This is a genomic window from Achromobacter sp. RT286_PF (assembly GCF_059760425.1).
The window spans coordinates 31,349-55,419 of sequence record NZ_JCBAMR010000029.1 but is presented as its reverse complement, the minus strand read 5'-3'; the positions used below and the strand labels follow the sequence as shown (position 1 = coordinate 55,419).

Sequence of the window (24,071 nt, the reverse complement as noted above, 5' to 3'; positions counted from 1 at the left end):
CCAAGGGCGGGGAAAATTGGTTTTCCAACGCAACCAGGGCCAGGTCACAAATCTGCAATAATCGGCTCCTCACGCCGGAACCTCGCCCCCCGCCTCCATGTTCGACCTCTTCCACGGCCTTGATCTCTGGGTCGGCCTCAGTCTTGTGCTGGCCCTGACATTCGTCCTGGCCTTCGAATTCATCAATGGTTTCCATGACACGGCGAACGCCGTGGCCACGGTCATCTACACCAAGGCCATGCCGCCGCATCTTGCGGTCGTGCTGTCCGGTATCTTCAATTTCCTTGGCGTGTTGCTGGGCGGGGTGGGCGTTGCCTACGCCATCGTGCACCTGCTGCCGGTGGAATTGCTGATCAACGTGGACACCGGCCGCGGGCTGGCCATGGTGTTCGCCATGCTGGCCGCCGCCATCGCCTGGAACCTGGGCACCTGGTACTTCGGTATCCCCGCGTCCAGTTCGCACACGCTGATCGGCTCGATTCTTGGCGTGGGCCTGGCCAATGCACTGATCACCGACCTGCCGCTGGGCGAGGGGGTCAACTGGGGCAAGGCCGTGGACATCGGCATGTCGCTGGTGGCCTCGCCAATAGCCGGCTTCATCGTCGCGGGCGGCTTGCTGTTGCTGCTCAAGCGCTGGCTGCCCACGTCCAAGATGCACAAGACGCCCGAACAGCGCCGCGCCATCGACAACAAGAAGCACCCGCCGTTCTGGAACCGGCTGGTGCTGGTGCTGTCAGCCATGGGCGTGAGCTTTGTGCACGGGTCCAACGACGGGCAGAAGGGCATCGGCCTGATCATGCTGGTGCTGATCGGCATCGTGCCGGCCAACTTCGTGCTGGATACGACCAGCACCACCTACCAGATCGAACGCACCCGCGACGCCGCGAACCACCTGAACGTGTTCTACCAGCGCAACGAAGCCATGCTGGGCGACTTCCTGGCGCTGAAGCGGGCGCCGGCTGCGTCCGACCTGCCGCGCAACTTTCGCTGCGACCCCGAATTGACCGTGCCCACCATCGCCGCGCTGCAAACGGACCTGGCCGGTGTCGCCAACTACGCCGATCTGTCGGCCGACAAGCGCATTGACGTGCGCCGCTACCTGCTGTGCCTGGACGACACCGCCAAGAAGGTCGCGCGCATCGAAGGGCTGCCCGCCCGCGAACGCGCCGACCTGCAACGCCTGCGCGCCGACCTGACCGCCACCACCGAATACGCCCCCTTCTGGGTGATCGTGGCAGTGGCCCTGGCGCTGGGCGCCGGCACCATGGTGGGCTGGCGCCGCGTAGTGCTGACGGTGGGCGAAAAGATCGGCAAGCAGGGCATGACCTACGCGCAAGGCATGTCGGCGCAGGTGACGGCCGTGGCAGCCATCGGGCTGGCCAACGTGTTCAGCCTGCCGGTATCGACCACCCACGTGCTGTCCTCGGGCGTGGCCGGCACCATGATCGCCAACAAGAGCGGCCTGCAAGGCAATACGGTGCGCAACATCCTGCTGGCCTGGGTGTTGACGCTGCCCGCCTCGATGGCGTTGGCGGCCGCGCTGTTCTGGATCGGCGTGCAGTTCACCGGCTGACCGGCTGACCGGCTGACGTCTTTGCCGGCCGTGCGGGCAATCTGCACGGCCGATGCAACACTCTGGCGATCACGTCAGGCTTTTTCCGCCCGCAGCCCGCGTCTACCATCACGCCATGGCTACCCAAACCCCCACCCTGCATTACATCTTCGACCCGCTTTGCGGCTGGTGCTACGGCGCCGCGCCGCTGGTGGACGCCGCCCGCGATATCGCCGGCCTGCACGTGGCGCCGCACGGCGGCGGCATGATGACCGGGGGCAACCGCCAGCCCGTCACCGACGCGCTACGCCGCTATGTCATGCCGCACGACGAACGCATCGCCGGCCTGACCGGCCAGGTCTTCGGCAAGGACTATTTCGACGGCCTGCTGCGCGACAGCGGCGCGGTGTTTGACTCCGAGCCCCCCACCACCGCCATCCTCGCCGCCGAGCAGCTTGACGGGCGCGGGCTGGACCTGCTCAAGCGCTTGCAGCACGCCCACTACGTAGAGGGCCGCCGCATTGCGGACCCGGCCGTGCTGGGCGTCCTGGCGCGCGACATCGGACTGGACGGCGCAGCGTTCGACGCCGCCTATGGCGCGGCGCAAGGAGCCGACACGGCAGCGCACATCGCGGCCAGCCGGCAGCTGCTAGCCAGGGTAGGCGGCAGCGGTTTCCCCACGTTTGCGCTGGAGCTCGGTGGCGTTTACACGCTGCTGGAACCGGCTCGCTACCTGGGCCGCCCCGCCCAATGGCAGGCCGACCTGCGGCAACGGATCCAAGCGGCGGCTTAGGCGGTCAGGACTCTTCGATGTCGCCGTCGCGTTGCAGAGCCCGGTGCATGGCCGGGCGCGCGGCCAGGCGTTCGATGTAGCCGTTGAACACGTCCGATTCGGCAATCACGTTCACCTGCATCATGTATTGCAGCGAACCGCCCAGCACGATGTCCACCGCTGAAAACGCGTCGCCCAGGAAAAAGGGCCGGGCTTGCAGCACGCGGGTCAGGACCTGTTCGACTTCGTCGGCCGACCCCCACCCCGGGGCGCCGGCATGATGCGGCTGCTTGAAGGCGCGTTCGACCATGGCCGGCTCGAACACCCCGGTGGAATACGCCAACCAGGTCAGATACGGGCCACGATTGGGGTCGCCGATGCGCGGACCCAAGCCTTTCTCGGGGAACAGGTCCGTCAGGTACAGCGCGATGGCAGGGGTTTCAAAGATGGGCACACCGTCGTGTACCAGGGCCGGCACCTTGCGGTGCGGATGAATGTCGATGTAATCGGCGGGCATGTGCCCGGCGCTGTCGGTGCCCCGGATGGACACCATTTCGGTGTCGTACGGCACACCCAGTTCTTCAAGCAGCCACAGAACCCGGAACGAGCGCGAACGCGGCGCATGGTAGAGCGTAAGCATGGTCGGCCTCCTTTGGACACCGACCATTTTGCCTGGGCTTGCGCACGGGCGAAAGACGCCAGATTGCGGATTATTCCGCCGCGCCCAAGGCCCGCAATTGCGCTTTCAGCCGCCGCACTTCCTGGCTCAGGTCCAGGATCAGCGCCACGGCATCCAGGCTGGCGCCGAAATCGTGCTCAAGCTTGCGCGCATGCAGCGCGCGCTGCAAGTCCATGCTGTAGAAGCACCATTGCTCGGGTTGGCGGCCGTCGGCGTTGACGATGCCGACCTCGACCAATTGGGCTACCCATTCCACTTCCGCGTTGCAGGCGCGGGCCAGGTCATGGGCGCTGAGCGGCTGGGATTTGCCCACGACGGTGGCGCTGGTGATGACAACTTTGTTCATGGTCAAACCCCCATGTGGCGTCGCGGGTTGAACGGCGCATCCTGTTGCAGCTTGCGGTAGGCCGCCTTGGCCGCCTCGCTATCGGCGGGCGGCAACACCAGGTCCAGCACCAGATACAGGTCGCCCGGGGGATCACCGGGAATGCCGCGGCCGCGCAGGCGCAGCTTACGGCCGTTGCCTGACCCCGCCGGAACTGAGACTTCGACCGTGCCGCCGGGCGTGGGCGCGTTCACTTTCGCGCCCAGCGCGGCTTCCCAGGGCGCCACCGGCAGGGTCATGTAAAGATCACGGCCATCGGCCCGGTAGCGCGAATTCGGCTTGAAGCGCACCTCCAGATACAGGTCGCCGTTTTCGCCGCCGCCGTAGCCGGGCATGCCTTGCCCCGACAGCCGGATGTACTGGCCTTCGCGTACGCCCGGGGGGATGCGCACGCTCAGGGTGCGCGTTTTCATCTGTGGGCGTCCCTGCTCGTCCATTTCCATGGACCGCAGGCTGATGTCGCGCGTGGCGCCCTTGAGCGCGTCTTCCAGGTCCACTTCGATGGCGGCGTGATGGTCGTCCCCGCGCGCACGAAACTCCTGCTGGCGCGCGCCGCCGCGTTGCCCGCGGCCGCCGAACAACGACGAAAAAAAGTCGCTGAACTGCGCCTCGTCGCCGGGCGCCGCGCCTCGGTGGAATTCGAAACCTTCGTCCCATCCGGGCGGGGGCTGAAAGCCGCCGTCGGGCGACACGCCGGCGGCCAGGTTGTCATAGGCCAGCCGCTTTTCCTGGTCGCGCAAGACGTCATAGGCTTCGTTGACGTCGCGCATGCGGGTCTCGGCGTCGCTTTCCTTGCTGACGTCGGGATGGTATTTGCGGGCGAGTTTGCGGTATGCGCGCCGGATCTCGTCTTCCGACGCGCCGCGCTCCACCCCGAGAATGCTGTAGTAGTCCTTGAACTCCATATGCCAGCTCACCTTAAGGGTTTCGGCCGCCGCGGGCTGTGCCGTATCCGGCCTGGGATATCAAGAAGATAGGGGTTGCGGACCGATTTATCAATGCGCAATATCAGACCAAGTCGCGGATGCGGCCTGTCACCCGAGTGGCGTAGTATCTGTTTTTACCGGTGCTGTTACCGGCGTTTTACCGGTGGCCCCGCCACCGCCCTCCCCCCACGCAGGATCCACGATGAAGATGAGCAACATCCCCTTCGGCACCACGGATTGGTCCGAAGTCGAACGCACCGAACACGCCGGCGACACGGGCATGGCCTACTGGCGCACCCGCCAGTTTGGCGATGTGCGCGTGCGCATGGTCGAATACACGGCGGGCTACCTGGCCGACCACTGGTGCACCAAGGGACACATCCTCTTCTGTCTGGAAGGCGAGCTTCACACTGAACTGGAAGACGGCCGCCAGTTCGTGCTGACCCCCGGCATGAGCTACCAGGTGGCCGACCAGGCCGAGCCGCACCGTTCGTCCACCCCCACGGGCGCCAAGCTCTTCATCGTGGATTGATCCCGCCGGCGCAACGAGCGCAACGAGCGCAACGATGCAATGCCACGGGGACGCACTGACGCGGCCACGCGACACGCAAAATTGCAGTTGCGTTACGCTTTGAAAATCATGCGGCACACCGCCGCGTGTCGATGCATTGCCACCTGCCAGACCCCTCGCCTGACCGGAGACTAGATTTGGGCGCCCCGATTACGCTTTACGTTGATTCCCAGTTCCTTAGCCCCTACGCCATGTCGGTGTACGTGGCGCTGACCGAAAAGCAATTGCCTTTCGAAGTGCGCCCCATCGACCTGAACGCCGGTGAGCAACGGATGCAGCCCTACCAATGTCGGGCGCTGACTGCCCGGGTCCCCGCGCTGACGCATGACGATTTCAACCTGACGGAATCCAGCGTCATCGCCGAATACCTGGAAGAGGTTTTTCCCGCGCCCAAGCACGCCGCGCTGTATCCGTCGGGGGTGCGCGAACGCGCCCGCGCCCGCCAGTTGCAGGCGTGGCTGCGCAGCGACCTGGCCCCCTTGCGCCAGGAGCGCCCCACCGAAACCGTGTTCTACGGCACCCCGGGGCAGCCCTTGTCGGACGCCGCGCATGCTGCCTCGGCCAAGCTGACACAGGTGGCCAGCTATCTGATCGGCGTGGGCCAGACCACGCTGTTCGACGATTGGTGTATTGCTGACCTGGACCTGGCCGTGATGCTCAAGCGCCTGGCGCTGGATGATTTGCCCGACCCGTTGCGCGCCTACGTCGACGCGCAGTGGCAACGCCCGTCTGTCCAGAAATGGCTGGAGCACAACGCCGCCGCGCGCGACTAAACGCCTGTTCACGCCACGGCGCCGTGGCAGCAGCCACTGCACGACCGTCTTGCAAGCGACGCCGCCGCCCACCGGGGTCCGGCAGCGTTGTCGGACACATCTGAAAAGCAGGGACGCTTAACGCTTTTTTGCAGGCCCCCCTCCGACTTATGTTGCGGCGCAGCATTCGTTGCGGTGTAATGGGGAGGTCAACTTGGCCGGTTCCACTCGGGGCCGGCCCGGCGGCACGTCGCCGCCGGAAGCAACTTACAGGAGATCGCCATGGCCGATTCCGGCAACGATCGCGTCCCCGCCCCGCCCATGAACCCCTGGACGGCCGCCTACGAATACGCCTTGGACGCCTGGCAACGCGGCGTGCTCTACGCCGACGTGCTGCGCCAGCGCGGCAACCAGTACCACGACCACATGGCCAAGCGCGCGCCCAACGTGCTGAGCATGGAGTCCGAGTTTGTGCTGGACGGCCGCGAACTGCCCCGCCTCGTCAACTACGGGCTGCTGCGCATCAAGCCGCCCGAAGGCGTGGAAACCGACCCGATCAAGCGCCCTTTCCTGGTGGTTGACCCGCGCGCCGGCCACGGCCCGGGCATCGGCGGCTTCAAGCCCGAAAGCGAAATCGGCGTAGCTATTCGTGCCGGCCACCCCTGCTACTTCGCCACCTTCCTGCCCCAGCCCATGCCGGAGCAGACCGTCGAAGACGTGATGATGGCCGAAGCGCGCTTCCTGGAAGAAATCATCGCGCTGCATCCGGATGCGGAAGGCAAGCCCGTGGTGGTGGCCAACTGCCAGGCCGGCTGGCAGATCATGATGACCGCCGCCATACGCCCCGAACTGTTCGGCCCGATCATCGTGGCCGGCGCCCCGCTGTCGTACTGGGCGGGCTGGCGCGGGATGAATCCCATGCGCTATTCCGGCGGCTTGCTCGGGGGCAGCTGGCTGACGGCAATGACCAGCGACCTGGGTAACGGCAAGTTCGACGGCGCCTGGCTGGTGCAGAACTTCGAAAACCTGAATCCCGCCAATACGCTCTGGTCCAAGCAGTACAACCTGTATTCCAAGGTGGACACCGAGGCCCAGCGCTACCTGAGCTTTGAAAAATGGTGGGGCGGCCACGTCTTCTTGAACGGCCCCGAAATCCAGTACATCGTGGACAACCTGTTCGTGGGCAACCGCCTGGCCACGGCCGGCCTGGTCACCTCGGACGGCATCCGCATCGACCTGCGCAATATCCGTTCGCCCATCGTGGTGTTCTGCTCGAAGGGCGACAACATCACGCCCCCGCCGCAAGCACTGGGCTGGATTCCCGACCTGTACCAGAACGAAGCCGAAGTGCTGGCTCATGGCCAGACCATCGTCTATGCCGTCCACGAAAGCATCGGCCACCTGGGCATCTTCGTGTCGGGCAGCGTGGCCCGCAAGGAACACCAGGAGTTCACGTCGAACATCGACATGATTGACGTCCTGCCGCCGGGCATCTACGAGGCCGAAATCGCCGACAAGACGCCCGACACGCCCAACGCCGACCTGGCATTCGGCAACTACGTGCTGTCGTTCGAGCAGCGCACGCTGGATGATGTGCGCACCATTGTCGACCGCAAGGAAGAGGACGATCGGCGCTTTGCCGCCGTGGCCCGCATTTCGGACATCAACCTGGGCATGTACCGCAGCTTCGTGCAACCGTGGCTGCGCGCCATGGTCACGCCGCAGTCGGCGGAATGGGCGCAACGACTGCATCCGCTGCGCCTGCCCTACGAGCTGATTTCGGACCGCAACCCGGCCATCGCGCCCATTGCGAAGGTGGCGGAACAGGTTCGCGCGCACCGCCAGCCGGTGTCCGAGTCGAACCCGTTCCTGATGGCGCAGGAAATGTTCTCGAACTGGGTCGAAACCAGCCTGAACATCTGGCAGGAAATGCGCGACTCGGCGGACGAACGCACGTTCATGGGCGTGTACGGATCGCCGCTGGTGCAGGACCTGGCCGGGCTGGGCGCACGGTCCGGCCCCCCGCGCAAGCACCCGGGCGTGTCGCCCGAGCATCGCCGCTTCATGGAAGAACGCACGGCGGACCTGCGTTCGCTGCTCCAGGAAGGCGGCCTGCGCGTGGCCGCGATCCGCATGCTGCTGTACGTGTCCGGCGCGGAAGGCGGTCTGGACGAACGCAGCTTTGCACTGATCCGCAAAGTGCGCGCCGAGTCCGACAACGCCATGACGCTACAGGAGTTCAAGGACACCATACGCGACCAGGCCCTGATCCTGACGCTGGATTCCGACGCCGCCATTCAGGCCATGCCGCGCCTGCTGGACAAGTCATCGCCGGCCGCGATTCGCGACGCGCTGAACACCATGAAGCACGTGCTGGAAGCTGCCGAACCGCTGAGCCCGGCCGCGCGCGAAAGCCTGACGGAAATGGAGCGCATCTTCGAAGCCGCCGAACGCCGTGCACAGAAGCGCGAGCAGACCCACGCGCCCGCGCAGCTGACGTTGGCCCCGGCGCCGACCGCGCCTTCGTTGAGCTTGATCGACGCAGCCGCCCAGGTACCGACCAAAACCGCCAAGCCGCACCCGGCAGCCGCCAAATCGGCGGAAGACTCGGTGGCGAAGTCGGCACCGAAGTCGGCACCGAAGTCCGCTGGAAAGCCCGCCGCAAAGTCGGCCTCAAAGTCGGCCTCAAAGTCCGCTGCAAAGTCTGCCGCAAAGTCCGCAACCCAGGCCACCGCAAGGTCCGATGCCAAGCCTGCCGCGAACAGCACCGGCAAGACAGCCGGGAAGCCGGCTGACACGGCCGGGGCCAAACCCGCCGCAAAGACCGCGGCCAAGCGCGCGGCAAAGCCCGCCGCCAAGTCCGCCGGCACCGCCGGCGCCGGTCAACCCGCCAAGGCCAAGCGCGCATGACACCGCCCACCTCGACGCATTACGACACGCTGATCGCGCGCGCCCAGACGCTGGAGCCCGCTTTCTGCGCCATCGCCCACCCTTGCGACGAACCGTCTTTGTCGGCCGCCCTGGAGGCGCGTGACCTCGGCTTGCTGCACCCCATCCTGGTGGGGCCGGAACAGAAGATCCGCGATACCGCCGCGCAGTTCAAGCTGAACCTGGGCGATGCCCGTATCGTGGATGCGCCGCACAGCCACGCTGCCGCCGAAACCGCCGTGGCGCTGGTGCGCAACGGCGAGGCCACGCTGCTGATGAAGGGCAGCCTGCACACCGACGAACTCATGCATGAAGTCGTCGCGCGCACAACGGGGCTGCGCAGCGGCCGGCGCATCAGCCATGTATTCATCATGGAGGTGCCCACCTATGCCGGCCCGCTGTTCATCACGGACGCGGCCATCAACATTTTTCCGGACCTGGAAACCAAGGCCGACATCATCCGCAACGTGATCGACCTGCATCACGGGCTGGGGCTGGGCGAGCCCCGCGTGGCGATTCTGTCGGCGGTGGAACAGGTCACGCCCAATATTCCCAGCACCATCGAAGCGGCGGCCTTGTGCAAGATGGCCGATCGGGGGCAGATCGCGGGCGGCCTGCTGGACGGCCCCCTGGCGCTGGACAACGCCATCAGCCCCGAGGCGGCGCGCATCAAAGGCATTCGCTCGCCCGTGGCGGGCGTGGCGCAGGTATTGGTCGTGCCCGATCTTGAAGCGGGCAACATGCTGGCCAAGAACCTGACGTTCCTGGCCAACGCCGAAGCAGCGGGCATCGTGCTGGGCGCACGCGTGCCCATCATCCTGACCAGCCGCGCCGACAGCCCGCGTTCGCGGCTGGCCTCGTGCGCGGTGGCGGCCATCTACGCGCACCACCTGAGCCAGTTGGCGGCCCGCCCGCTGATCTGACGCGCGCCTATTGCCGCAAGTATTGCCGCCCCTATTGCTGCACGCATTGCCGCACCTCTCGCCGCTCCCCCACCACCACCGGAACCCAGAGCCATGAGTGACACCCGCGACACCATCCTCGTCATCAATGCCGGCAGTTCCAGCATCAAGTTCTACCTGTACGACGTCGACGGCAACGAGCAACTTGCGCCGCGCCTGGGCGGGCAGCTTGAGGGCATCGGCACGTCGCACCCCAAGCTGCGCGTGCGTGACGCGGCGGGCCAGACACTGGTGGAACGCGACATCGCGCCCGGCCATGCGCCCGACGTGCCCAACGCGCAGGAAGTCGTGGGCACGTGGCTTAGCGGCCATCTGGGCGGCACGCCGCTGGCGGTGGGCCATCGGGTGGTGCATGGCGGGCCTGATCTGTCCGAACCCGTGCTGATCGACGACGGTGTGCTGGCCAAGCTGGACACGTTCACGCCGCTGGCTCCGCTGCATCAGCCCAACAACCTGGCGCCCATCCGCGTCATCCGCGAGCGTCGGCCATGGATACCGCAAGTGGCGTGCTTCGATACCGCGTTTCATCGCAGCCATTCCGACGTGGCCGACCGCTACGCGCTGCCCGAATCGCTGTACCAGGAAGGCGTGCGCCGTTATGGCTTTCACGGCCTGTCCTATGAATACATCGCGCAGCGCTTGAAGCAGGCACTGCCCGAACTGGCCATGGGCAAGATCATTGCCGCGCACCTGGGTTCCGGCGTGTCCGCCTGCGCCATGCATGAAGGCAAAAGCGTGGACAGCACGATGGGCTTCACGGCGTTGGAAGGCCTGCCCATGGGCACGCGCCCGGGCCGGCTGGATGCGGGCGTGGTGCTGTGGATGATGGAACGCGGCATGGACCACGACCAGATCGAACACCTGCTGTATCACGACTGCGGCATGAAGGGCCTGTCCGGCATCAGCAACGACATGCGGGAACTGCTGGCCAGCGACGCGCCGTCGGCCCAGCTGGCGCTGAAATATTTCGCGTGGCGCGTGGCCGAAGGCATCATCGGCATGGGCTGCGCCATGAACGGCATCGACGGCATCGTCTTTACCGCCGGCGTGGGCGAGAACTCGCCCCAGATCCGGCAGATGATCGTGGACCACTGGGGCTGGCTGGGCATCAAGCTGGACCCCGAGCGCAACGCCCATCAAGGCCCGCGCATTTCCAGCGACGACAGCCGCATCGGCGTCTACGTGGTGCGCACGAACGAAGAGCTGATCATCGCGCAGCACACGCTGGCTTTGGTGCGCCAACGATGAGCAAGCCAACAATGAGCAAGCCGACGATGAACTCCCCCGCCCCCGCCCCCTCCTCTAGCGCGGCGCTGCCGCTGGCTGGCAAGCGCGGCCTGGTCACCGGCATCGCCAACGCCGATTCCATTGCCTGGGGCTGCGCCAAGGCGTTTCGCGCCATGGGCGCCGAACTGGCCGTGACCTATCTGAATGACAAGGCGCTGCCCCACGTCGAGCCGCTTGCGCGCCAGGTGGATGCGCCCTTGCTGATGCCGCTTAACCTGCTGAACGACGGCGAACTCGAAGCCGTGTTCGACCGCATCACGGCCGAATGGGGACAGCTCGATTTCGTGCTGCATTCCATTGCGTTCGCCCCGCGCGCCGACCTGCACGGCCGCGTTACCGACTGCTCGCGCGAAGGCTTCCTGCAAGCCATGGACGTGTCGTGCTGGTCTTTCATCCGCATGGCGAAACTGGCCGAACCGTTGATGAAAAAAGGCGGCGCGCTGTTCTGCATGAGCTACTACGGCTCGCAGATGGTCGTCGAGCACTACAACATGATGGGTCCGGTCAAGGCCGCGCTGGAATCCGCCACGCGCTACCTCGCCGCCGAGCTTGGGCCGCAGGGCATCCGGGTGCACGCGATTTCGCCCGGGCCATTGAAAACGCGCGCCGCATCGGGCATTGCCGAATTCGATGCCCTGCTGGACCGCGCCCAATCCAAGGCGCCCGCGCGCAGCCTGGTGTCCATCGACGACGTGGGCGAAGCCACCGCCTGGCTGGCCACCGACGCCGCGCGTCTGATGACGGGCCAGACGCTGTATATCGACGGCGGCTATCACATCATCGATTAGGCTCAGGCCAAGGTGGCCGGCGGCGCCTGGCGCCAGCGCTCGATCGCATCGACCGCCTGTTCCGGGGTGCCGAAGATCTTGTCGCGGCCGATCTTCTTTACCAGCCCCGAACGCTCCAGCGCCATGCGGAACTGGCCGTGCCCGCCCGCCAGCAACAAGGTGATGTTGCGGGCGTCCAGTTCGCGCTTCAGTTCATAAAGCGCTTCCACCGCATCGGCATCCGCCTGCGTCATGGCCTCGGCATCCAGCACGAACCACTGGGTGTCGGCCGCCGCCTGCTCGATAACGTCGCGCGCGCGGCGCCGAAACGCATCGGCGTTGAAAAACCAGATCGACGATTCAAACAACCAGATCACCGTGCCGGGCACGGGATGCGCATCTGGATTCAGGTGCAGCTTGCCCAATACGGACTCGCCGGGCAGCCGGCCCAGCAGCGCATCGCGCGGGTTGCCCGACACATACATCGCGTACAGCAAGGTCGCCCCCACCGACACCGCCACGCCCCGCAGCACGCCAAAGCCCACCACGCCCACGGCAGCCAGAATGCCAAACGCCAGTTCGATGCGGGAAATTCGCGCCAGGCGCAGGAAGGCCTTGACGTCGAACAGGCTGGCGGCGGCCAGCAACAAGATGGCCGACAGCACCGCCTGTGGCAGCCAGAACAAGGGCGCGCTCAACAGGCCCACCACGATGGCCAACGCCAAGGCGGCGCTGACGCTGACCAGCGGCGACGAGCCGCCCGCCACCAAGCCCACCGCCGTCCGCGAATCCGCGCCCGTCACCACAAAACCCTGGAACAGACCGGCCGCCACATTGGCCGCGCCGAAGCCCACCAGCTCGCGGTTGGGGTCCACGTGTTCGCCCGTACGCGCCGCAAAGCTGCGCGCGGTGACGATGCCGCTGGAAAAGCTGACCACCAGCACGCCCGCCGCGCCCAGCAGAATGCTGTCGACGCCCTCAAGCCGAACCGGCAGGCTGATGCCCGGCAAGCCGGCGGGCACCTCGCCCACCACCGCGATGCCCAGGCTGGGAAAATCGAATAGCCATGACAACAGGCAGCCGCCCACCACCAGCAAGATGGGTCCCGGCCAGGTCGGGCGCCAGCGCTTGAAGGCCACCAGCAACAGGCAGGACGCCAGCCCCAGGCACAGTGTGGGAATCTGGATCTCCTGGATACGGCGCGATAGCTCAAGGAAGGGGTGCACCAGCCCGCTGTTGCGCAGCCCCACCCCCGTCAGCCCGCTCAGTTGCGACAGCCCCAGCGTGATCGCCACGCCCGCCATGTAGCCGATCAGCACGGGGCGCGACAGCAGGTTGGCCAGAACGCCCAGCCGCAGCACGCGCGCAATCAGGCAGCCGACGCCCACGGTCAATGCAATGCCGGTGGCGGCCACCAACCGGTCTTCCGGGGAGGTCAGCGCCATGCCGGTCAAGGTGGCGGCGATAAGGGTGCAGGTGGCCGTGTCCGGCCCCACGATCAGCGTGCGCGACGAGCCGAACAAGGCATAGCCCAACATTCCCGCAATGGCGGCCCACAGCCCGGCCACGGGCGGCACGCCCATCATCGCCGCGTAGGCCAGGCCCACCGGCAGGCCGACGGCGGCCACGCTCAGGCCCGCCATGATGTCGCGTCGTGCCGATTCCCGCGTCATGCCGCGGAAATTATTCAGGCCGGGAAAAAAACGTAGGTTCATGATGCTGCAAGCGACCTGATCGAAGAGACTGCGCGACAACACGCATAGACGGTCAAGGCTACACCAAGGCCAAGCCACGGCAACGGCTTCAGATCAAGTCGCCACGAAATCAGGCGGGCTTTTTTGCCACCTTCAGAAAAACACGCCGGGCTTGGACGACCCAAAATATTCCCAAAAGGAATGAAGATCGTTGCGTTTTTATCTCTTTTATCGAAAAGCCGGATTGCGTAGAGTCCTTCGGCATAAGAAAAGCGGCGCCACGCCGCACCATCGCACACCGACACGGCCTACCGCCCTTGCCACCCGGCGCGGACCCAAGGCCGGCATTTCAGGAGACTCCATGTCCTTGCCCATTCTGCGGCGCGTCAGCCGCGCCCTGGTTCTGACCGCGCTTGCTGCCGGCATCGCCCCCGCTGTCCACGCCCAGACTTACCCCGAGCGCCCCATCAAGCTCGTGGTGCCCTGGCCCCCGGGCGGCGCCACCGATTCCCTGGCGCGCCTGCTGGCGCAACGCCTGACCGACCGCTTGGGCCAGACGGTGATCGTGGACAACAAGGCGGGCGCGGGCGGCAATATCGGCACGGCGTCGTTCGTGCGCGAAAAGGCCGACGGCTACACGTTGCTGATGGCCACCAGTTCGACCAACGCGGCAAACCCGCATCTGTATTCCCGCTTGGGCTTCGATGCGTCCAAGGACTTCGCGCCTGTGGCTTTCGTGGCCGAGATCCCCAACATTCTGGAAGTGCCCAAGCAATCGCCTTTCAAATCGGTGGCCGACCTGATCGCCGGCGCCAAGGCCGAGCCCGGCAAGTTGAACTACGGTTCGGGCGGCGTAGGGTCTTCGCAGCATCTGGCGGGCGCGATGTTCAAGCATCTGACGGGCGCCGACGTGCTGCACATTCCGTACAAGGGCAGTGGCCCCGCCGTGTCGGATCTGCTGGCCGGGCAAGTCGACATGATGCTGGACACCGGCTCGCTGGCGCAGGTTCAGGCGGGCGCGTTGCGCGCGCTGGCCGTGGCGTCGCACCAGCGTCTGCCGGCACTGCCGGACGTGCCCACCTTCGAGGAAGCGGGGGTGCCCAAGATGATCGCGTCGGCCTGGTACGGCATCGTTGCCCCCGCCGGCACGCCGCCCGCCGTGGTGCAGCGCCTGAATAAGGAAGTGAACGCCGTGGTGGCCGAGCCCGAGGTCAAGCAGCGCATGGAAAGCATGGGCGCGCTGGTACCGGCGGGGCAAACCGCCGAGCAATTCGGCGCCTTCATCCAATCGGAAATCGCGCGCTACGCGGACATCGTGAAAATTTCGGGCGCCAAGTTGGAATAACGCCGCCCTTGCACCCCGCACGGATGAAAAAAAACGCCCCGAACCAAGGGGCGTTTTTCATGGAGAACGGCGCGCGGCAAGCGCCACGACTTGGGCGCTGCCGCCCTGCCTTACTCGGCCGCGCGCGCTTCCAGCACGGCCACGGCAGGCAGGGTCTTGCCTTCCAGGAATTCCAGGAACGCGCCGCCACCGGTCGAGATGTAGCCGACCTGTTCGCCGATGCCGTACTTGGCGATGGCAGCCAGCGTGTCGCCGCCGCCGGCGATCGAAAAGCCGTCCGATTCCGCGATTGCGCGCGCCACCACTTCGGTGCCGTTGGCGAACTGGTCGAATTCAAACACGCCCACCGGACCGTTCCACACGATGGTGCCGGCCTTCTTCAGGATCTCGGCCAACTGCGCCGCGGTCTGCGGGCCGATGTCCAGAATCATGTCGTCCTCGGCCACGTCGGTGGCCGCCTTGACAGTGGCTTCGGCGTCCGCGCCGAATGCCTTGGCGCACACCACGTCCACCGGAATCGGCACGGCCGCGCCGCGCTGCTTCATCATGTCGATCACGGCGCGCGCCTGCTCAACCTGGTCGGGTTCCGCCAGCGACTTGCCGATGGGCAGGCCGGCAGCCAGCAGGAAGGTGTTGGCGATACCGCCGCCCACGACCAACTGATCAACCTTGTCGGCCAGCGATTGCAGGATCGACAGCTTGGTCGACACCTTCGAGCCGCCCACGATGGCGACCAGCGGGCGCTTGGGTTCGTGCAGCGCACGGCCCAGGGCATCAAGCTCGGCTTCCAGCAAGGGGCCGGCGCAGGCCACGGGCGCAAAGCGCGCGATGCCGTGGGTGGTGGCTTCGGCGCGGTGGGCGGTGCCGAAGGCGTCGTTGACGTACACGTCGCACAACGCGGCCATCTTCTTGGCCAGCGCTTCGTCATCTTTCTTTTCGCCGACGTTCACGCGGCAGTTTTCCAGCAGCACGACCTGGCCGTGATCGACCTGAACGCCGTCGACCCAATCGCGCACCAGCTGCACGGGCATGCCCAGCATTTCGGACAGGCGCTGGCCGACCTTGGCGAGCGAATCGGCGTCGGTCAGCACGCCTTCTTTCGGGCGGCCCAGGTGGGACGTAACCATCACGGCGGCGCCGGCGTCCAGCGCCAGGCGGATGCCAGGCACGGATGCACGGATGCGCGTGTCTTCGGAAATGCGGCCGGCGTCATCGAACGGCACGTTCAAGTCGGCGCGGATGAACACACGCTTGCCGGACAGGGCGCCGGACTTGGCCAGCGCGGACAGGGTATTGACCTTGGACATATTTGCTTTCCTACGATAGGCGAACAAAGGGGACGAACCCATTTTCCGCATTGGCGGAAAACAAATCCGTCCCCTATGGACTGACCGTGTTGCTTACTTGGCCGACATCAGCGCGACGGTGGTGTCGAGCATGCGGTTCGAGAAGCCCCACTCGTTGTCGTACCAGGACGAGACCTTGACCAGGCGGCCCGAGACCTTGGTCAGCGACGCGTCAACGGTGCTGGAGGCCGGGTTGTGGTTGTAGTCCACCGAAACCAGGGGCTCGGTGTTGTAGTCCAGGATGCCCTTGAGCTCGCCTTCCGACGCGGCCTTCAGGATGCTGTTCACTTCTTCGGCGGTCGTGTCGCGGCTGGCCACGAACGACAGGTCGACCAGCGACACGTTGATGGTCGGGACGCGGATGGCGTAGCCGTCCAGCTTGCCGTTCAGTTCCGGCAGCACCAGGCCCACGGCGGCGGCAGCGCCGGTCTTCGTGGGGATCATGCTCATCGTGGCCGAACGCGCGCGGCGCAGGTCTTCGTGGTAGACGTCGGTCAGGACCTGGTCGTTGGTGTAGGCGTGAACGGTCGTCATCAGGCCGTTTTCCAGGCCCAGCTTGTCGTTCAGCGGCTTGACCAGCGGGGCCAGGCAGTTGGTGGTGCACGATGCGTTCGAGATGACCGTGTCGGTCGACTTGAGCACGCCGTGGTTCACACCGAACACGATGGTGGCGTCCACATCCTTGCCGCCCGGGGCCGAGATGATGACTTTCTTGGCGCCGCCCTTGATGTGCGCGCCGGCCTTTTCCTTGGTCGTGAAGAAGCCCGTGCATTCCAGCACGACGTCAACCTTCAGGTCGCCCCAGGGCAGTTCAGCCGGGTTGCGGTTGGCCAGCACGCGGATCTTGTCGCCGTTGACGACCATGAAGTCGCCGTCGACTTCGACGGTGCCCGGGAACTTGCCGTGGGCGGTGTCGTAGCGCGTCAGGTGCGCGTTCGTCTTGGGATCACCCAGGTCGTTGATGGCGACGATTTCGATATCGTGCTTCTTGCCACCTTCGTAGTGGGCACGCAGGATGTTGCGGCCGATGCGACCGTAACCGTTGATGGCGACGCGAATAGTCATACTAAGCTCCTTTTTTACAAAACCTGTTTGACGGTCTCGGCCACCTTGTCGGCGGTCAGCCCGAAGAACTTGAACAATGCGCCGGCCGGGGCGGATTCACCGTAGCGGTCGATGCCGACCACGGCGCCTTCCAGGCCCACGTACTTGTGCCAGAACGCGGTCACGCCGGCTTCGACAGCCACGCGCGGCAGGCCCTTGGGCAGCACGGATTGCTTCCAGGCGGCGTCCTGCTTGTCGAACACGTCGGTGCTGGGCATGGAAACCACGCGCACGGCGATGCCTTCCTTGGCCAGCTGCGCCTGCGCGTCCAGCGCAATGGCCACTTCGGAGCCGGTGGCGATGATGACGGCGCGGGCGCCTTCGGCATCGCGCAACACGTAGCCGCCGCGGGCGATAGCGTCCACGGTGGCGGCATCACGAGGCACGAACGGCAGGTTCTGGCGCGACAGCAGCAGCGCGGTCGGGCCGCCGTCGTGCACGTCCATGCCGATGCTGGTCGGGCGCGTCACGGCGGCGTTCCAGGCCACAGCGGTTTCAGCCGTATCGCAAGGGCGCCACAACGACAGGTTGGGGATCAGGCGCAGGCTGGCAGCGTGTTCGATGGATTGGTGGGTCGGGCCGTCTTCGCCCAGGCCGATCGAATCGTGCGTGAACACGTGCACCACGCGCTGCTTCATCAGCGCGGCCATGCGGATGGCGTTGCGCGAGTAGTCCGAGAACGTCAGGAACGTGCCGCCGAAGGGCAGGTAGCCGCCGTGCAGCGCCACGCCGTTCATGATGGCGGCCATGCCGAATTCACGCACGCCGTAGTTGATGTGACGGCCGAACTGAATGCCCTTGTCGCCGGCGCGAACGGCGCCCACGCCCTTCCAGTCGGTGAAGTTGGAACCGGTCAGGTCGGCGGAACCGCCCAGCATTTCGGGCAGCAACGGCGCCAGCGCGGCGATCGCGAATTGCGAAGCCTTGCGGGTGGCGACGGTTTCGGCCTTTTCCAGCGTTAAGGCCAGGAAAGCCTTGAACTGGTCGGCGTAACCCTCAGGCATTTCGCCCTTCATGCGGCGCGTGAACTCAGCGGCTTCGGCGGGGAACGCGGCGCTGTAGGCGTCAAACGCGGTCTGCCATTCGGCTTGGGCCGCGGCGCCCGACTTGCGGCCATCCCAGCCGTCATACACGTCTTGCGGAATCTGGAACGGTTCCGACGACCAGCCCAGCGCGGCGCGCGTGGCGGCGATTTCGTCCTTGCCCAGCGGCGCGCCGTGCACGTTGTGCGTGCCGGCCATGTTGGGCGAACCCTTGCCGATGACGGTGCGGCAGATCACCAGCGTGGGCTTTTCCGACTGCGAACGCGCGGCCTTGATGGCGGCGTCCACGGCGGCGACGTCGTGGCCGTCAACGCCCCGGATCACGTTCCAGCCGTAGCCTTCGAAGCGCTTGGCGGTGTCGTCGGCAAACCAGTGTTCAACGTGGCCGTCGATCGAGATGCCGTTATCGTCATACAGCACGACCAGCTTGGACAGCTTGAGCGTGCCAGCCAGCGAGCACACCTCGTGCGAGATGCCTTCCATCAGGCAGCCGTCGCCGGTGAAGGCGTAGGTGTGGTGGTCGACGATGGTGTGGCCGGGCTTGTTGAATTCAGCGGCCAGCAGCGCTTCGGCCAGCGCCATGCCCACGGCATTGCCCAGGCCCTGGCCCAACGGGCCCGTGGTCGTTTCCACGCCCGGGGTGATGCCCACTTCGGGGTGACCCGGCGTCTTGGAATGCAGCTGGCGGAAATTCTTGAGCTCGTCGATCGACAGGTCGTAACCCGTCAGATGCAACAGCGCGTAGATCAGCATCGAGCCGTGGCCGTTGGACAGCACAAAGCGGTCGCGGTTGGCCCAGGCGGGATCCTTCGGGTTGTGGCGCAGGTTGCCCGTCCATAAGGCCTGGGCGATTTCCGCCATGCCCATGGGAGCACCCGGATGCCCGGAGTTCGCTTGTTGCACTGCATCCATCGCTAGGGCGCGGATGGCATCCGCCAAGGCAAGTTTAGGGGCGGTCGGATTGCTCATTCGGAAGGCTCTTTGAAGCTGGCGCGCCTACGGGAAATATAGGGGCCAGTTGAGTGGGTTGCGAAGCAGACGATTTTAGCATCAGGGGATTTCCCTCACGCCATCGCCCTTAAGCCCGATGTAAACAAGCGTGTCCTCGGGAATCAAAGTGGTAGGCTACGCGCTCGAATAATCCGATTGCCCGCGCCCTCGTAGCCGCCCTCTTCGCCCGAACCTCATGTCCGCCCCCCGCTTCTTCTGCGACATCGCCCTTTCCGCCGGTACCCGTATCGCCTTGCCCGACGCCCTGGCGCACCACGCGCTGCGCGTGCTGCGCTTGAAAGCGGGCGAAACCGTTGTGCTGTTCAATGGCCAGGGCGGCGAATACCCGGCCGTGCTTGAAGTGGACGGCAAGGCGGGCTACGCCACGCTGGGCGACTTCAACCCGCGCGAAGCCGAGCTTGCCGGGCGCATCACGCTTGTGCAGGGTCTGCCGTCCGGCGACAAGATGGATTGGGTGGTGGAAAAAGCGGTTGAGCTGGGCGCCGCCCGCGTCAGCCCCATTGCCGCGCAACGCAGCGTGTTGCAGTTATCGGGCCCTCGGCTGGACAAGCGCGTGGCGCATTGGCAGCGCATTGCGCAATCGGCCGGCGAACAATGCGGCCGCAACCGCTTGATGGCGGTGGATGCGCCGCAAACGCTTGCCGATTGGCTGGCCCAGCCGGCGGACGGCCTGCGGCTGCTGTGTCACCCGGAAGCCGGCGACGATCTGGCCGGCAAGCTGCGCGCCACGCCGGACTTGCAGGCGTTGACCTTGCTGGTCGGCCCCGAAGGCGGCTGGTCAGACAAAGAACTGGAACTGGCCCGCCAGGCCGGCGTCCAGGCGGTTCGCTTCGGCCCGCGCGTGCTGCGCACCGAAACGGCCGGGCTGGCGCTGCTGGCGGCAGTCGGCGCGTTGATGGGCTGGTAGCGGAAGGATGCGCGGTTAATCATCCGCGCCCGCAGAGAATCGTTTTCGCCCGCGGTTAATCGTTTTCGCCCGCAGTTAATCGTTTTCGCCATAGGGCGCTGCGGCGATGCCGGGTTCCGGGTCCGGGTGGCGGCCCGCGTGTTCGATCACAAATGCAAAGATGCGGCCGTTTTCACGCGCAAAGTCGGCAGCGTCCGAACACACGGTTTCAATTTTTGCGGCGTCTTCTTCCAGCACCGGGTCGCCGGAATGCAGGCGGTACAGCCACAACACCACGCCCGTCTTGTGGTCCAGGACCGTGTCGCACAGGCAGTCGTACAGCGCATCCAGGTTGCCGCCGAAGTACTCGGGGAAATCCACCGCCTTGACGATGGCGCGAAGCACCGCTGAACGACTGCGGGCGGGGTCACAGTTGGCAACGAACAAGGACAGGCCAAGCTCGTGCGAGGCGTCCACGACGGCCTTCTTGTCCAGCCCCTCATGAGGCAGCGCTCCCCCGCGCAGAAGCTGCTTCTGCAACGTAGATTGGCCATTGCGCGTCATGCCTGAGCCTCCTTGAAAAAGGCGATCACTTCTTCGTTACGCTGCATCGTATCGGCATAACCCAGTTCGATCAATCGCTTGGTGTAGCTGGATTCGAATAGCAGATACGACATCAGCGCACCGCCGCCAGGACGGCCTGGGTCGGACGATACACCGAGTACGCGGAAAAGAGCACGGGCTTGCGCGGGCATGTCCTGCAAGTGCTCAAGCGCCATCGTGTCCAGCGACTGGCTGGGGGTGATGGTCAGCACCTGGATGCGGCGCACGTTGATCTGCGCGCCCTCCGGCGTCGCGTGGTCCATCAGGTAGTTGATGCGTTCCAGGCGCTCGACGTCCACCGACAGGCCGTCCAGGAAAATGCTGGACAGCGCATGCCCGCCCACCTGGGCCAGCGACGGATAAGGCGGAGAATCTTCCCGGTTCTCGGGATGGGTGTCATCCCGAAACCCCGTGCCGATCACCAGCACGCGATGGGCGCCCAGGTGTATGGCGGGGCTGATCGGCGCCAGTTGCCGCATGGACCCGTCGCCACACCATTCGCCCTTGCCGTGCACCGGCACCTGGCGCGCGGGAAACACGAACGGGATGGACGACGAGGCCATCAGATGGTCGATGCCGATAGGCGTGGGTATGGCCAGCCGCAAGTAGCGATGCCAGGGCTCAATGGGCGTATGCGCCTGGTAGAACGTAAGGTGCTCGCCGCTGGTATAGCCCGACGCCGTGATCGCCAGCGCCGACAGCGACCCGCGCTCGAGGTTGCCGCGCAGGTGGTCGAAGTTCAGCACGCGGCCCAGCAGCGCCTCCATGGGGCTGTTGTCCAGCAGCGACTGCGGCCGCTTGCGCGTCAGGCCTGAATACATCCAGCCCAGCGCCAGCAACCCCAGCCAACGCACGCCCGTGCGAATCAGGCCGGGCGCGTCGGCGCGGTAAATCATGTCGGTGTTCAGTGACGACCACAAGCGGCGGATACGGCGCACACCCAGGTGCGGGCGGTCGGCGCGGCACGCCAGCGCGGCGGCGTTGATGGCCCCCGCCGAGGTGCCGCAGATGATGTCGAAGGGATTCTGAAAGCGCGAATGCCAGTCGGGGTCCAGCAAGTCCATGATGGCGCTTAGCACGCCCACCTGGTACGCGGCCCGCGCGCCCCCACCCGTCAGGACCAGACCGGTCGGCGTGCGTGGGCACGCCGGACCGGCGGGACTGACTTCAACGTGGCGTGTTGACATCGACCACAGTCATCGCGGTCATGTTCACAATGCGGCGCACGGTCGAGCTTGAGGTCAGGATGTGCACCGGCGCGTTGCAGCCCAGCAGGAACGGGCCAACCGCCACGTTGCCGCCCGCGGCCGTCTTGAGCAGGTTGTAGGCGATGTTGCCGGAATCCACGTTCGGGCACACCAGCAGGTTGGCCTCGCCTTTGAGCGTGGACGACGGCAGGATGCGCATGCGCAGCGCTTCGTCCAGCGCGCAATCGCCGTGCATTTCGCCGTCGATTTCAAGCTCGGGCTCTTTTTCGCGCACGATTTCAAGCGCGCGACGCATCTTGGCGCCCGACGCGGAACTGCCCGATCCGAAATTCGATCGCGACAGCAGCGCCACCTTGGGCGCCAGGTACATACGGCGCATTTCGTTGGCGGCCGCGATAGTGAATTCGGCGATCTGCTCGGCGGTAGGTTCGTCGTTGACGTGCGTGTCCACCAACACCACCGTGCGCTCGTTGAGCAGCAGGATGTTCATCGCGGCATACACGTTATGGCCCGGGCGCCGGCCGATCACTTCGTCCACGAACCGCAGGTGATCGTGGTAGGCGCCCACCGAGCCGCAGACCATGCCGTCGGCATCGCCCAGGTGCACCATCATCGCGCCGATCAAGGTCATGCGGCGGCGCATTTCCACTCGCGCCATTTCCTTGGTGATGCCGCGCCGGCACATGCGTTCCCAGTACGTCGTCCAGTATTGATGGAAGCGTTCGTCGTATTCCGGGTTGGTCACTTCAACGTCTTCACCCAGGCGCAGGCGCAGGCCCAGCTTTTCGATACGGGTCAGCAGTACCGATGGGCGGCCCACCAGGATGGGGCGCGCCAGGCCTTCGTCAACCACGACCTGCACCGCGCGCAGCACGCGTTCGTCTTCGCCTTCCGCGAACACGATGCGCGCCGGGCCGCCTTCGCGCACGATGCGCTTGGCGGCCGAGAACAACGGCTTCATGAACGCGCCCGAGTGGTACACGAACTGCTGCAACTGTTCTTCGTAGGCTTCCAGGTCGGCCAGCGGGCGCGTGGCCACACCGCCTTCCATGGCGGCCTTGGCCACGGCCGGCGCGATGCGCACGATCAACCGCGGGTCGAACGGCTTGGGGATCAGGTATTCCGGGCCGAACGAGATGTCGAACGTGCCGTAGGCCGCGGCCACGACTTCGTTCTGTTCTTCCTGGGCCAGCTGGGCAATGGCGTAGACCGCCGCCTTTTCCATTTCACGCGTGATGGTGGTGGCGCCCACGTCCAGCGCGCCCCGGAAAATGTACGGGAAGCACAGAACGTTGTTGACCTGGTTCGGGTAGTCGGAACGGCCCGTGGCCATGACCACGTCGTCACGCACGCCATGCGCCACTTCCGGCAGGATTTCCGGCGTGGGATTGGCCAGCGCCAGGATCAGCGGGCGCGTGCCCATGGCCGCAACCATTTCGGGCTTGAGCACGCCGCCGGCGGACAGGCCCAGGAACACGTCGGCGTCCTGAATCACTTCAGCCAGCTTGCGGGCATCGGTCTTTTGCGCGAAACGCGCCTTGTCCGGGTCCATGAGTTCGACACGGCCTTCGTAGACCACGCCTTCAATGTCGGTGACCCAGATGTTCTCCAGCGGCAGGCCCAGGTCCACCATCAAATCCAGGCACGCCAGGGCAGCAGCGCCCGCGCCCGAGGTCACGACCTTGACCTTCTTGATGTCCTTGCCCACGACCTTCAAGCCGTTGATGAACGCGGCCGATACCGTAATGGCGGTGCCGTGCTGGTCGTCGTGGAACACGGGAATCTTCATGCGCTCGCGCAGCTTGCGCTCGACGGTGAAGCATTCCGGCGCCTTGATGTCTTCCAGGTTGATGCCGCCGAAGGTGGCCTCCAGCCCGGCAATGATCTCGACCAGCTTGTCCGGATCGGTTTCATTGATTTCGATGTCGAACACATCCAGGCCGGCAAACTTCTTGAACAGCACCGCCTTGCCTTCCATGACGGGCTTGGAGGCCAGCGCGCCGATGTTGCCCAGGCCCAGCACGGCCGTGCCGTTCGTGATCACGCCCACCAGGTTGCCGCGTGCGGTGTAGCGAAACACATTGGCCGGATCCGCCACGATTTCTTCACAGGCCGCCGCCACGCCGGGCGAATACGCCAACGCCAGATCGCGTTGGTTGGTCAGCTGCTTGGTCGGGGTGACCGAGATTTTTCCGGGGCGACCGTGCTCGTGATATTCAAGGGCGGCTTTGCGAAGGTTGGCATCCATAG

20 protein-coding genes are annotated in these 24,071 nt (G+C 65.6%); 10 read left to right on the top strand and 10 right to left on the bottom strand.

Going from position 1 to position 24,071, the window contains the following annotated elements; translation table 11 throughout:
* Nucleotides 1-97: 97 nt before the first annotated feature.
* Together AC6LJY_RS20375 and AC6LJY_RS20370 are read left to right on the top strand one after the other, a co-directional pair.
* Nucleotides 98-1,573 (top strand): inorganic phosphate transporter, encoded by a 1,476-nt coding sequence (locus AC6LJY_RS20375; protein WP_104144595.1) that lies wholly within the window; start codon nt 98-100, stop codon nt 1,571-1,573.
* Between the two features lie 115 nt (nt 1,574-1,688).
* Nucleotides 1,689-2,345: a DsbA family protein gene (locus AC6LJY_RS20370; RefSeq protein ID WP_498136636.1), complete on the top strand. Its 657-nt coding sequence runs from the start codon at nt 1,689-1,691 to the stop codon at nt 2,343-2,345.
* Nucleotides 2,346-2,349: 4 nt separating this feature from the next.
* Here AC6LJY_RS20370 and AC6LJY_RS20365 read toward each other — a convergent pair whose 3' ends face one another.
* The 3 genes from AC6LJY_RS20365 to AC6LJY_RS20355 all read right to left on the bottom strand — a co-directional run bounded on the left by AC6LJY_RS20365 (nt 2,350) and on the right by AC6LJY_RS20355 (nt 4,293).
* Entirely contained in the window at nt 2,350-2,964 is a 615-nt protein-coding gene (locus AC6LJY_RS20365) for a glutathione S-transferase family protein (protein ID WP_046804378.1), read from the bottom strand.
* 70 nt (nt 2,965-3,034) lie between these two features.
* Complete coding sequence (locus AC6LJY_RS20360; protein ID WP_046804377.1) at nt 3,035-3,349, bottom strand: chaperone modulator CbpM; 315 nt, start codon at nt 3,347-3,349, stop codon at nt 3,035-3,037.
* Nucleotides 3,350-3,351: 2 nt separating this feature from the next.
* Complete coding sequence (locus AC6LJY_RS20355; RefSeq protein ID WP_498136647.1) at nt 3,352-4,293, bottom strand: DnaJ C-terminal domain-containing protein; 942 nt, start codon at nt 4,291-4,293, stop codon at nt 3,352-3,354.
* A gap of 223 nt (nt 4,294-4,516) precedes the next feature.
* Between AC6LJY_RS20355 and AC6LJY_RS20350 the strand changes: the two genes are divergently transcribed.
* The 6 genes from AC6LJY_RS20350 (at nt 4,517) to fabI (ending at nt 11,602) form a co-directional block, all read left to right on the top strand.
* Nucleotides 4,517-4,846, top strand: coding sequence for a DHCW motif cupin fold protein (locus tag AC6LJY_RS20350; protein WP_314359815.1), 330 nt, complete (start codon nt 4,517-4,519; stop codon nt 4,844-4,846).
* A 176-nt stretch (nt 4,847-5,022) separates the two neighbouring features.
* Nucleotides 5,023-5,658: a glutathione transferase gene (gene yfcF / locus AC6LJY_RS20345; protein WP_082134442.1), complete on the top strand. Its 636-nt coding sequence runs from the start codon at nt 5,023-5,025 to the stop codon at nt 5,656-5,658.
* Between the two features lie 261 nt (nt 5,659-5,919).
* The gene (locus AC6LJY_RS20340; protein ID WP_498136635.1) at nt 5,920-8,547 is read left to right on the top strand and encodes a DUF3141 domain-containing protein; all 2,628 of its coding nucleotides are present in this window, start codon (nt 5,920-5,922) and stop codon (nt 8,545-8,547) included.
* Nucleotides 8,544-9,488 (top strand): phosphate acetyltransferase, encoded by a 945-nt coding sequence (locus AC6LJY_RS20335; RefSeq protein ID WP_498136634.1) that lies wholly within the window; start codon nt 8,544-8,546, stop codon nt 9,486-9,488. Before AC6LJY_RS20340 ends, AC6LJY_RS20335 begins: the two co-directional genes overlap by 4 nt.
* Before the next feature lie 93 nt (nt 9,489-9,581).
* On the top strand, nt 9,582-10,775 hold the full coding sequence (locus AC6LJY_RS20330; RefSeq protein WP_104144600.1) for an acetate/propionate family kinase: 1,194 nt from the start codon (nt 9,582-9,584) through the stop codon (nt 10,773-10,775).
* A 26-nt stretch (nt 10,776-10,801) separates the two neighbouring features.
* The gene (fabI, locus tag AC6LJY_RS20325; RefSeq protein WP_046804489.1) at nt 10,802-11,602 is read left to right on the top strand and encodes an enoyl-ACP reductase FabI; all 801 of its coding nucleotides are present in this window, start codon (nt 10,802-10,804) and stop codon (nt 11,600-11,602) included.
* A gap of 2 nt (nt 11,603-11,604) precedes the next feature.
* On the opposite strand, the gene AC6LJY_RS20320 is transcribed toward fabI, so the two are convergent.
* Nucleotides 11,605-13,296, bottom strand: a complete 1,692-nt coding sequence (locus AC6LJY_RS20320; protein WP_185975369.1) for a SulP family inorganic anion transporter — start codon at nt 13,294-13,296, stop codon at nt 11,605-11,607.
* 340 nt (nt 13,297-13,636) lie between these two features.
* Here AC6LJY_RS20320 and AC6LJY_RS20315 point away from each other — a divergent pair, with 340 nt between their 5' ends.
* Nucleotides 13,637-14,620 (top strand): Bug family tripartite tricarboxylate transporter substrate binding protein, encoded by a 984-nt coding sequence (locus AC6LJY_RS20315; RefSeq protein WP_104144601.1) that lies wholly within the window; start codon nt 13,637-13,639, stop codon nt 14,618-14,620.
* A gap of 110 nt (nt 14,621-14,730) precedes the next feature.
* On the opposite strand, the gene AC6LJY_RS20310 is transcribed toward AC6LJY_RS20315, so the two are convergent.
* From AC6LJY_RS20310 to tkt, 3 genes are all read right to left on the bottom strand, one after another.
* Nucleotides 14,731-15,927 (bottom strand): phosphoglycerate kinase, encoded by a 1,197-nt coding sequence (locus tag AC6LJY_RS20310; protein WP_498136633.1) that lies wholly within the window; start codon nt 15,925-15,927, stop codon nt 14,731-14,733.
* A 93-nt stretch (nt 15,928-16,020) separates the two neighbouring features.
* Nucleotides 16,021-17,031: a type I glyceraldehyde-3-phosphate dehydrogenase gene (gene gap / locus AC6LJY_RS20305; protein WP_046804368.1), complete on the bottom strand. Its 1,011-nt coding sequence runs from the start codon at nt 17,029-17,031 to the stop codon at nt 16,021-16,023.
* A 14-nt stretch (nt 17,032-17,045) separates the two neighbouring features.
* A complete protein-coding gene (tkt, locus tag AC6LJY_RS20300; RefSeq protein ID WP_314359802.1) occupies nt 17,046-19,082 on the bottom strand; it encodes a transketolase in 2,037 nt (678 codons plus the stop codon).
* 217 nt (nt 19,083-19,299) lie between these two features.
* On the opposite strand from tkt, the gene AC6LJY_RS20295 reads away from it, so the two are divergent.
* Complete coding sequence (locus AC6LJY_RS20295) at nt 19,300-20,031, top strand: 16S rRNA (uracil(1498)-N(3))-methyltransferase (RefSeq protein WP_485857975.1); 732 nt, start codon at nt 19,300-19,302, stop codon at nt 20,029-20,031.
* A gap of 75 nt (nt 20,032-20,106) precedes the next feature.
* Here the strand turns inward: AC6LJY_RS20295 and AC6LJY_RS20290 are convergent, their stop codons facing one another.
* From AC6LJY_RS20290 to AC6LJY_RS20280, 3 genes are read right to left on the bottom strand one after another with little or no spacing between them, the layout of a single operon-like run.
* Complete coding sequence (locus AC6LJY_RS20290; protein WP_046804365.1) at nt 20,107-20,574, bottom strand: barstar family protein; 468 nt, start codon at nt 20,572-20,574, stop codon at nt 20,107-20,109.
* Entirely contained in the window at nt 20,571-21,800 is a 1,230-nt protein-coding gene (locus AC6LJY_RS20285) for a patatin-like phospholipase family protein (protein WP_498136632.1), read from the bottom strand. Before AC6LJY_RS20285 ends, AC6LJY_RS20290 begins: the two co-directional genes overlap by 4 nt.
* On the bottom strand, nt 21,781-24,069 hold the full coding sequence (locus AC6LJY_RS20280) for an NADP-dependent malic enzyme (RefSeq protein WP_498136631.1): 2,289 nt from the start codon (nt 24,067-24,069) through the stop codon (nt 21,781-21,783). Before AC6LJY_RS20280 ends, AC6LJY_RS20285 begins: the two co-directional genes overlap by 20 nt.
* Between the last annotated feature and the right edge of the window lie 2 nt (nt 24,070-24,071).

Coding starts and splice junctions, on each gene's coding strand:
- AC6LJY_RS20375 (WP_104144595.1), top strand. CDS start 98: ATGTTCGACCTCTTCCACGGCCTTGATCTCTGGGTCGGCCTCAGTCTT.
- AC6LJY_RS20370 (WP_498136636.1), top strand. CDS start 1,689: ATGGCTACCCAAACCCCCACCCTGCATTACATCTTCGACCCGCTTTGC.
- AC6LJY_RS20365 (WP_046804378.1), bottom strand. CDS start 2,964: ATGCTTACGCTCTACCATGCGCCGCGTTCGCGCTCGTTCCGGGTTCTG.
- AC6LJY_RS20360 (WP_046804377.1), bottom strand. CDS start 3,349: ATGAACAAAGTTGTCATCACCAGCGCCACCGTCGTGGGCAAATCCCAG.
- AC6LJY_RS20355 (WP_498136647.1), bottom strand. CDS start 4,293: ATGGAGTTCAAGGACTACTACAGCATTCTCGGGGTGGAGCGCGGCGCG.
- AC6LJY_RS20350 (WP_314359815.1), top strand. CDS start 4,517: ATGAAGATGAGCAACATCCCCTTCGGCACCACGGATTGGTCCGAAGTC.
- AC6LJY_RS20340 (WP_498136635.1), top strand. CDS start 5,920: ATGGCCGATTCCGGCAACGATCGCGTCCCCGCCCCGCCCATGAACCCC.
- AC6LJY_RS20335 (WP_498136634.1), top strand. CDS start 8,544: ATGACACCGCCCACCTCGACGCATTACGACACGCTGATCGCGCGCGCC.
- AC6LJY_RS20330 (WP_104144600.1), top strand. CDS start 9,582: ATGAGTGACACCCGCGACACCATCCTCGTCATCAATGCCGGCAGTTCC.
- fabI (WP_046804489.1), top strand. CDS start 10,802: ATGAACTCCCCCGCCCCCGCCCCCTCCTCTAGCGCGGCGCTGCCGCTG.
- AC6LJY_RS20320 (WP_185975369.1), bottom strand. CDS start 13,296: ATGAACCTACGTTTTTTTCCCGGCCTGAATAATTTCCGCGGCATGACG.
- AC6LJY_RS20315 (WP_104144601.1), top strand. CDS start 13,637: ATGTCCTTGCCCATTCTGCGGCGCGTCAGCCGCGCCCTGGTTCTGACC.
- AC6LJY_RS20310 (WP_498136633.1), bottom strand. CDS start 15,927: ATGTCCAAGGTCAATACCCTGTCCGCGCTGGCCAAGTCCGGCGCCCTG.
- gap (WP_046804368.1), bottom strand. CDS start 17,031: ATGACTATTCGCGTCGCCATCAACGGTTACGGTCGCATCGGCCGCAAC.
- tkt (WP_314359802.1), bottom strand. CDS start 19,082: ATGAGCAATCCGACCGCCCCTAAACTTGCCTTGGCGGATGCCATCCGC.
- AC6LJY_RS20295 (WP_485857975.1), top strand. CDS start 19,300: ATGTCCGCCCCCCGCTTCTTCTGCGACATCGCCCTTTCCGCCGGTACC.
- AC6LJY_RS20290 (WP_046804365.1), bottom strand. CDS start 20,574: ATGACGCGCAATGGCCAATCTACGTTGCAGAAGCAGCTTCTGCGCGGG.
- AC6LJY_RS20285 (WP_498136632.1), bottom strand. CDS start 21,800: ATGTCAACACGCCACGTTGAAGTCAGTCCCGCCGGTCCGGCGTGCCCA.
- AC6LJY_RS20280 (WP_498136631.1), bottom strand. CDS start 24,069: ATGGATGCCAACCTTCGCAAAGCCGCCCTTGAATATCACGAGCACGGT.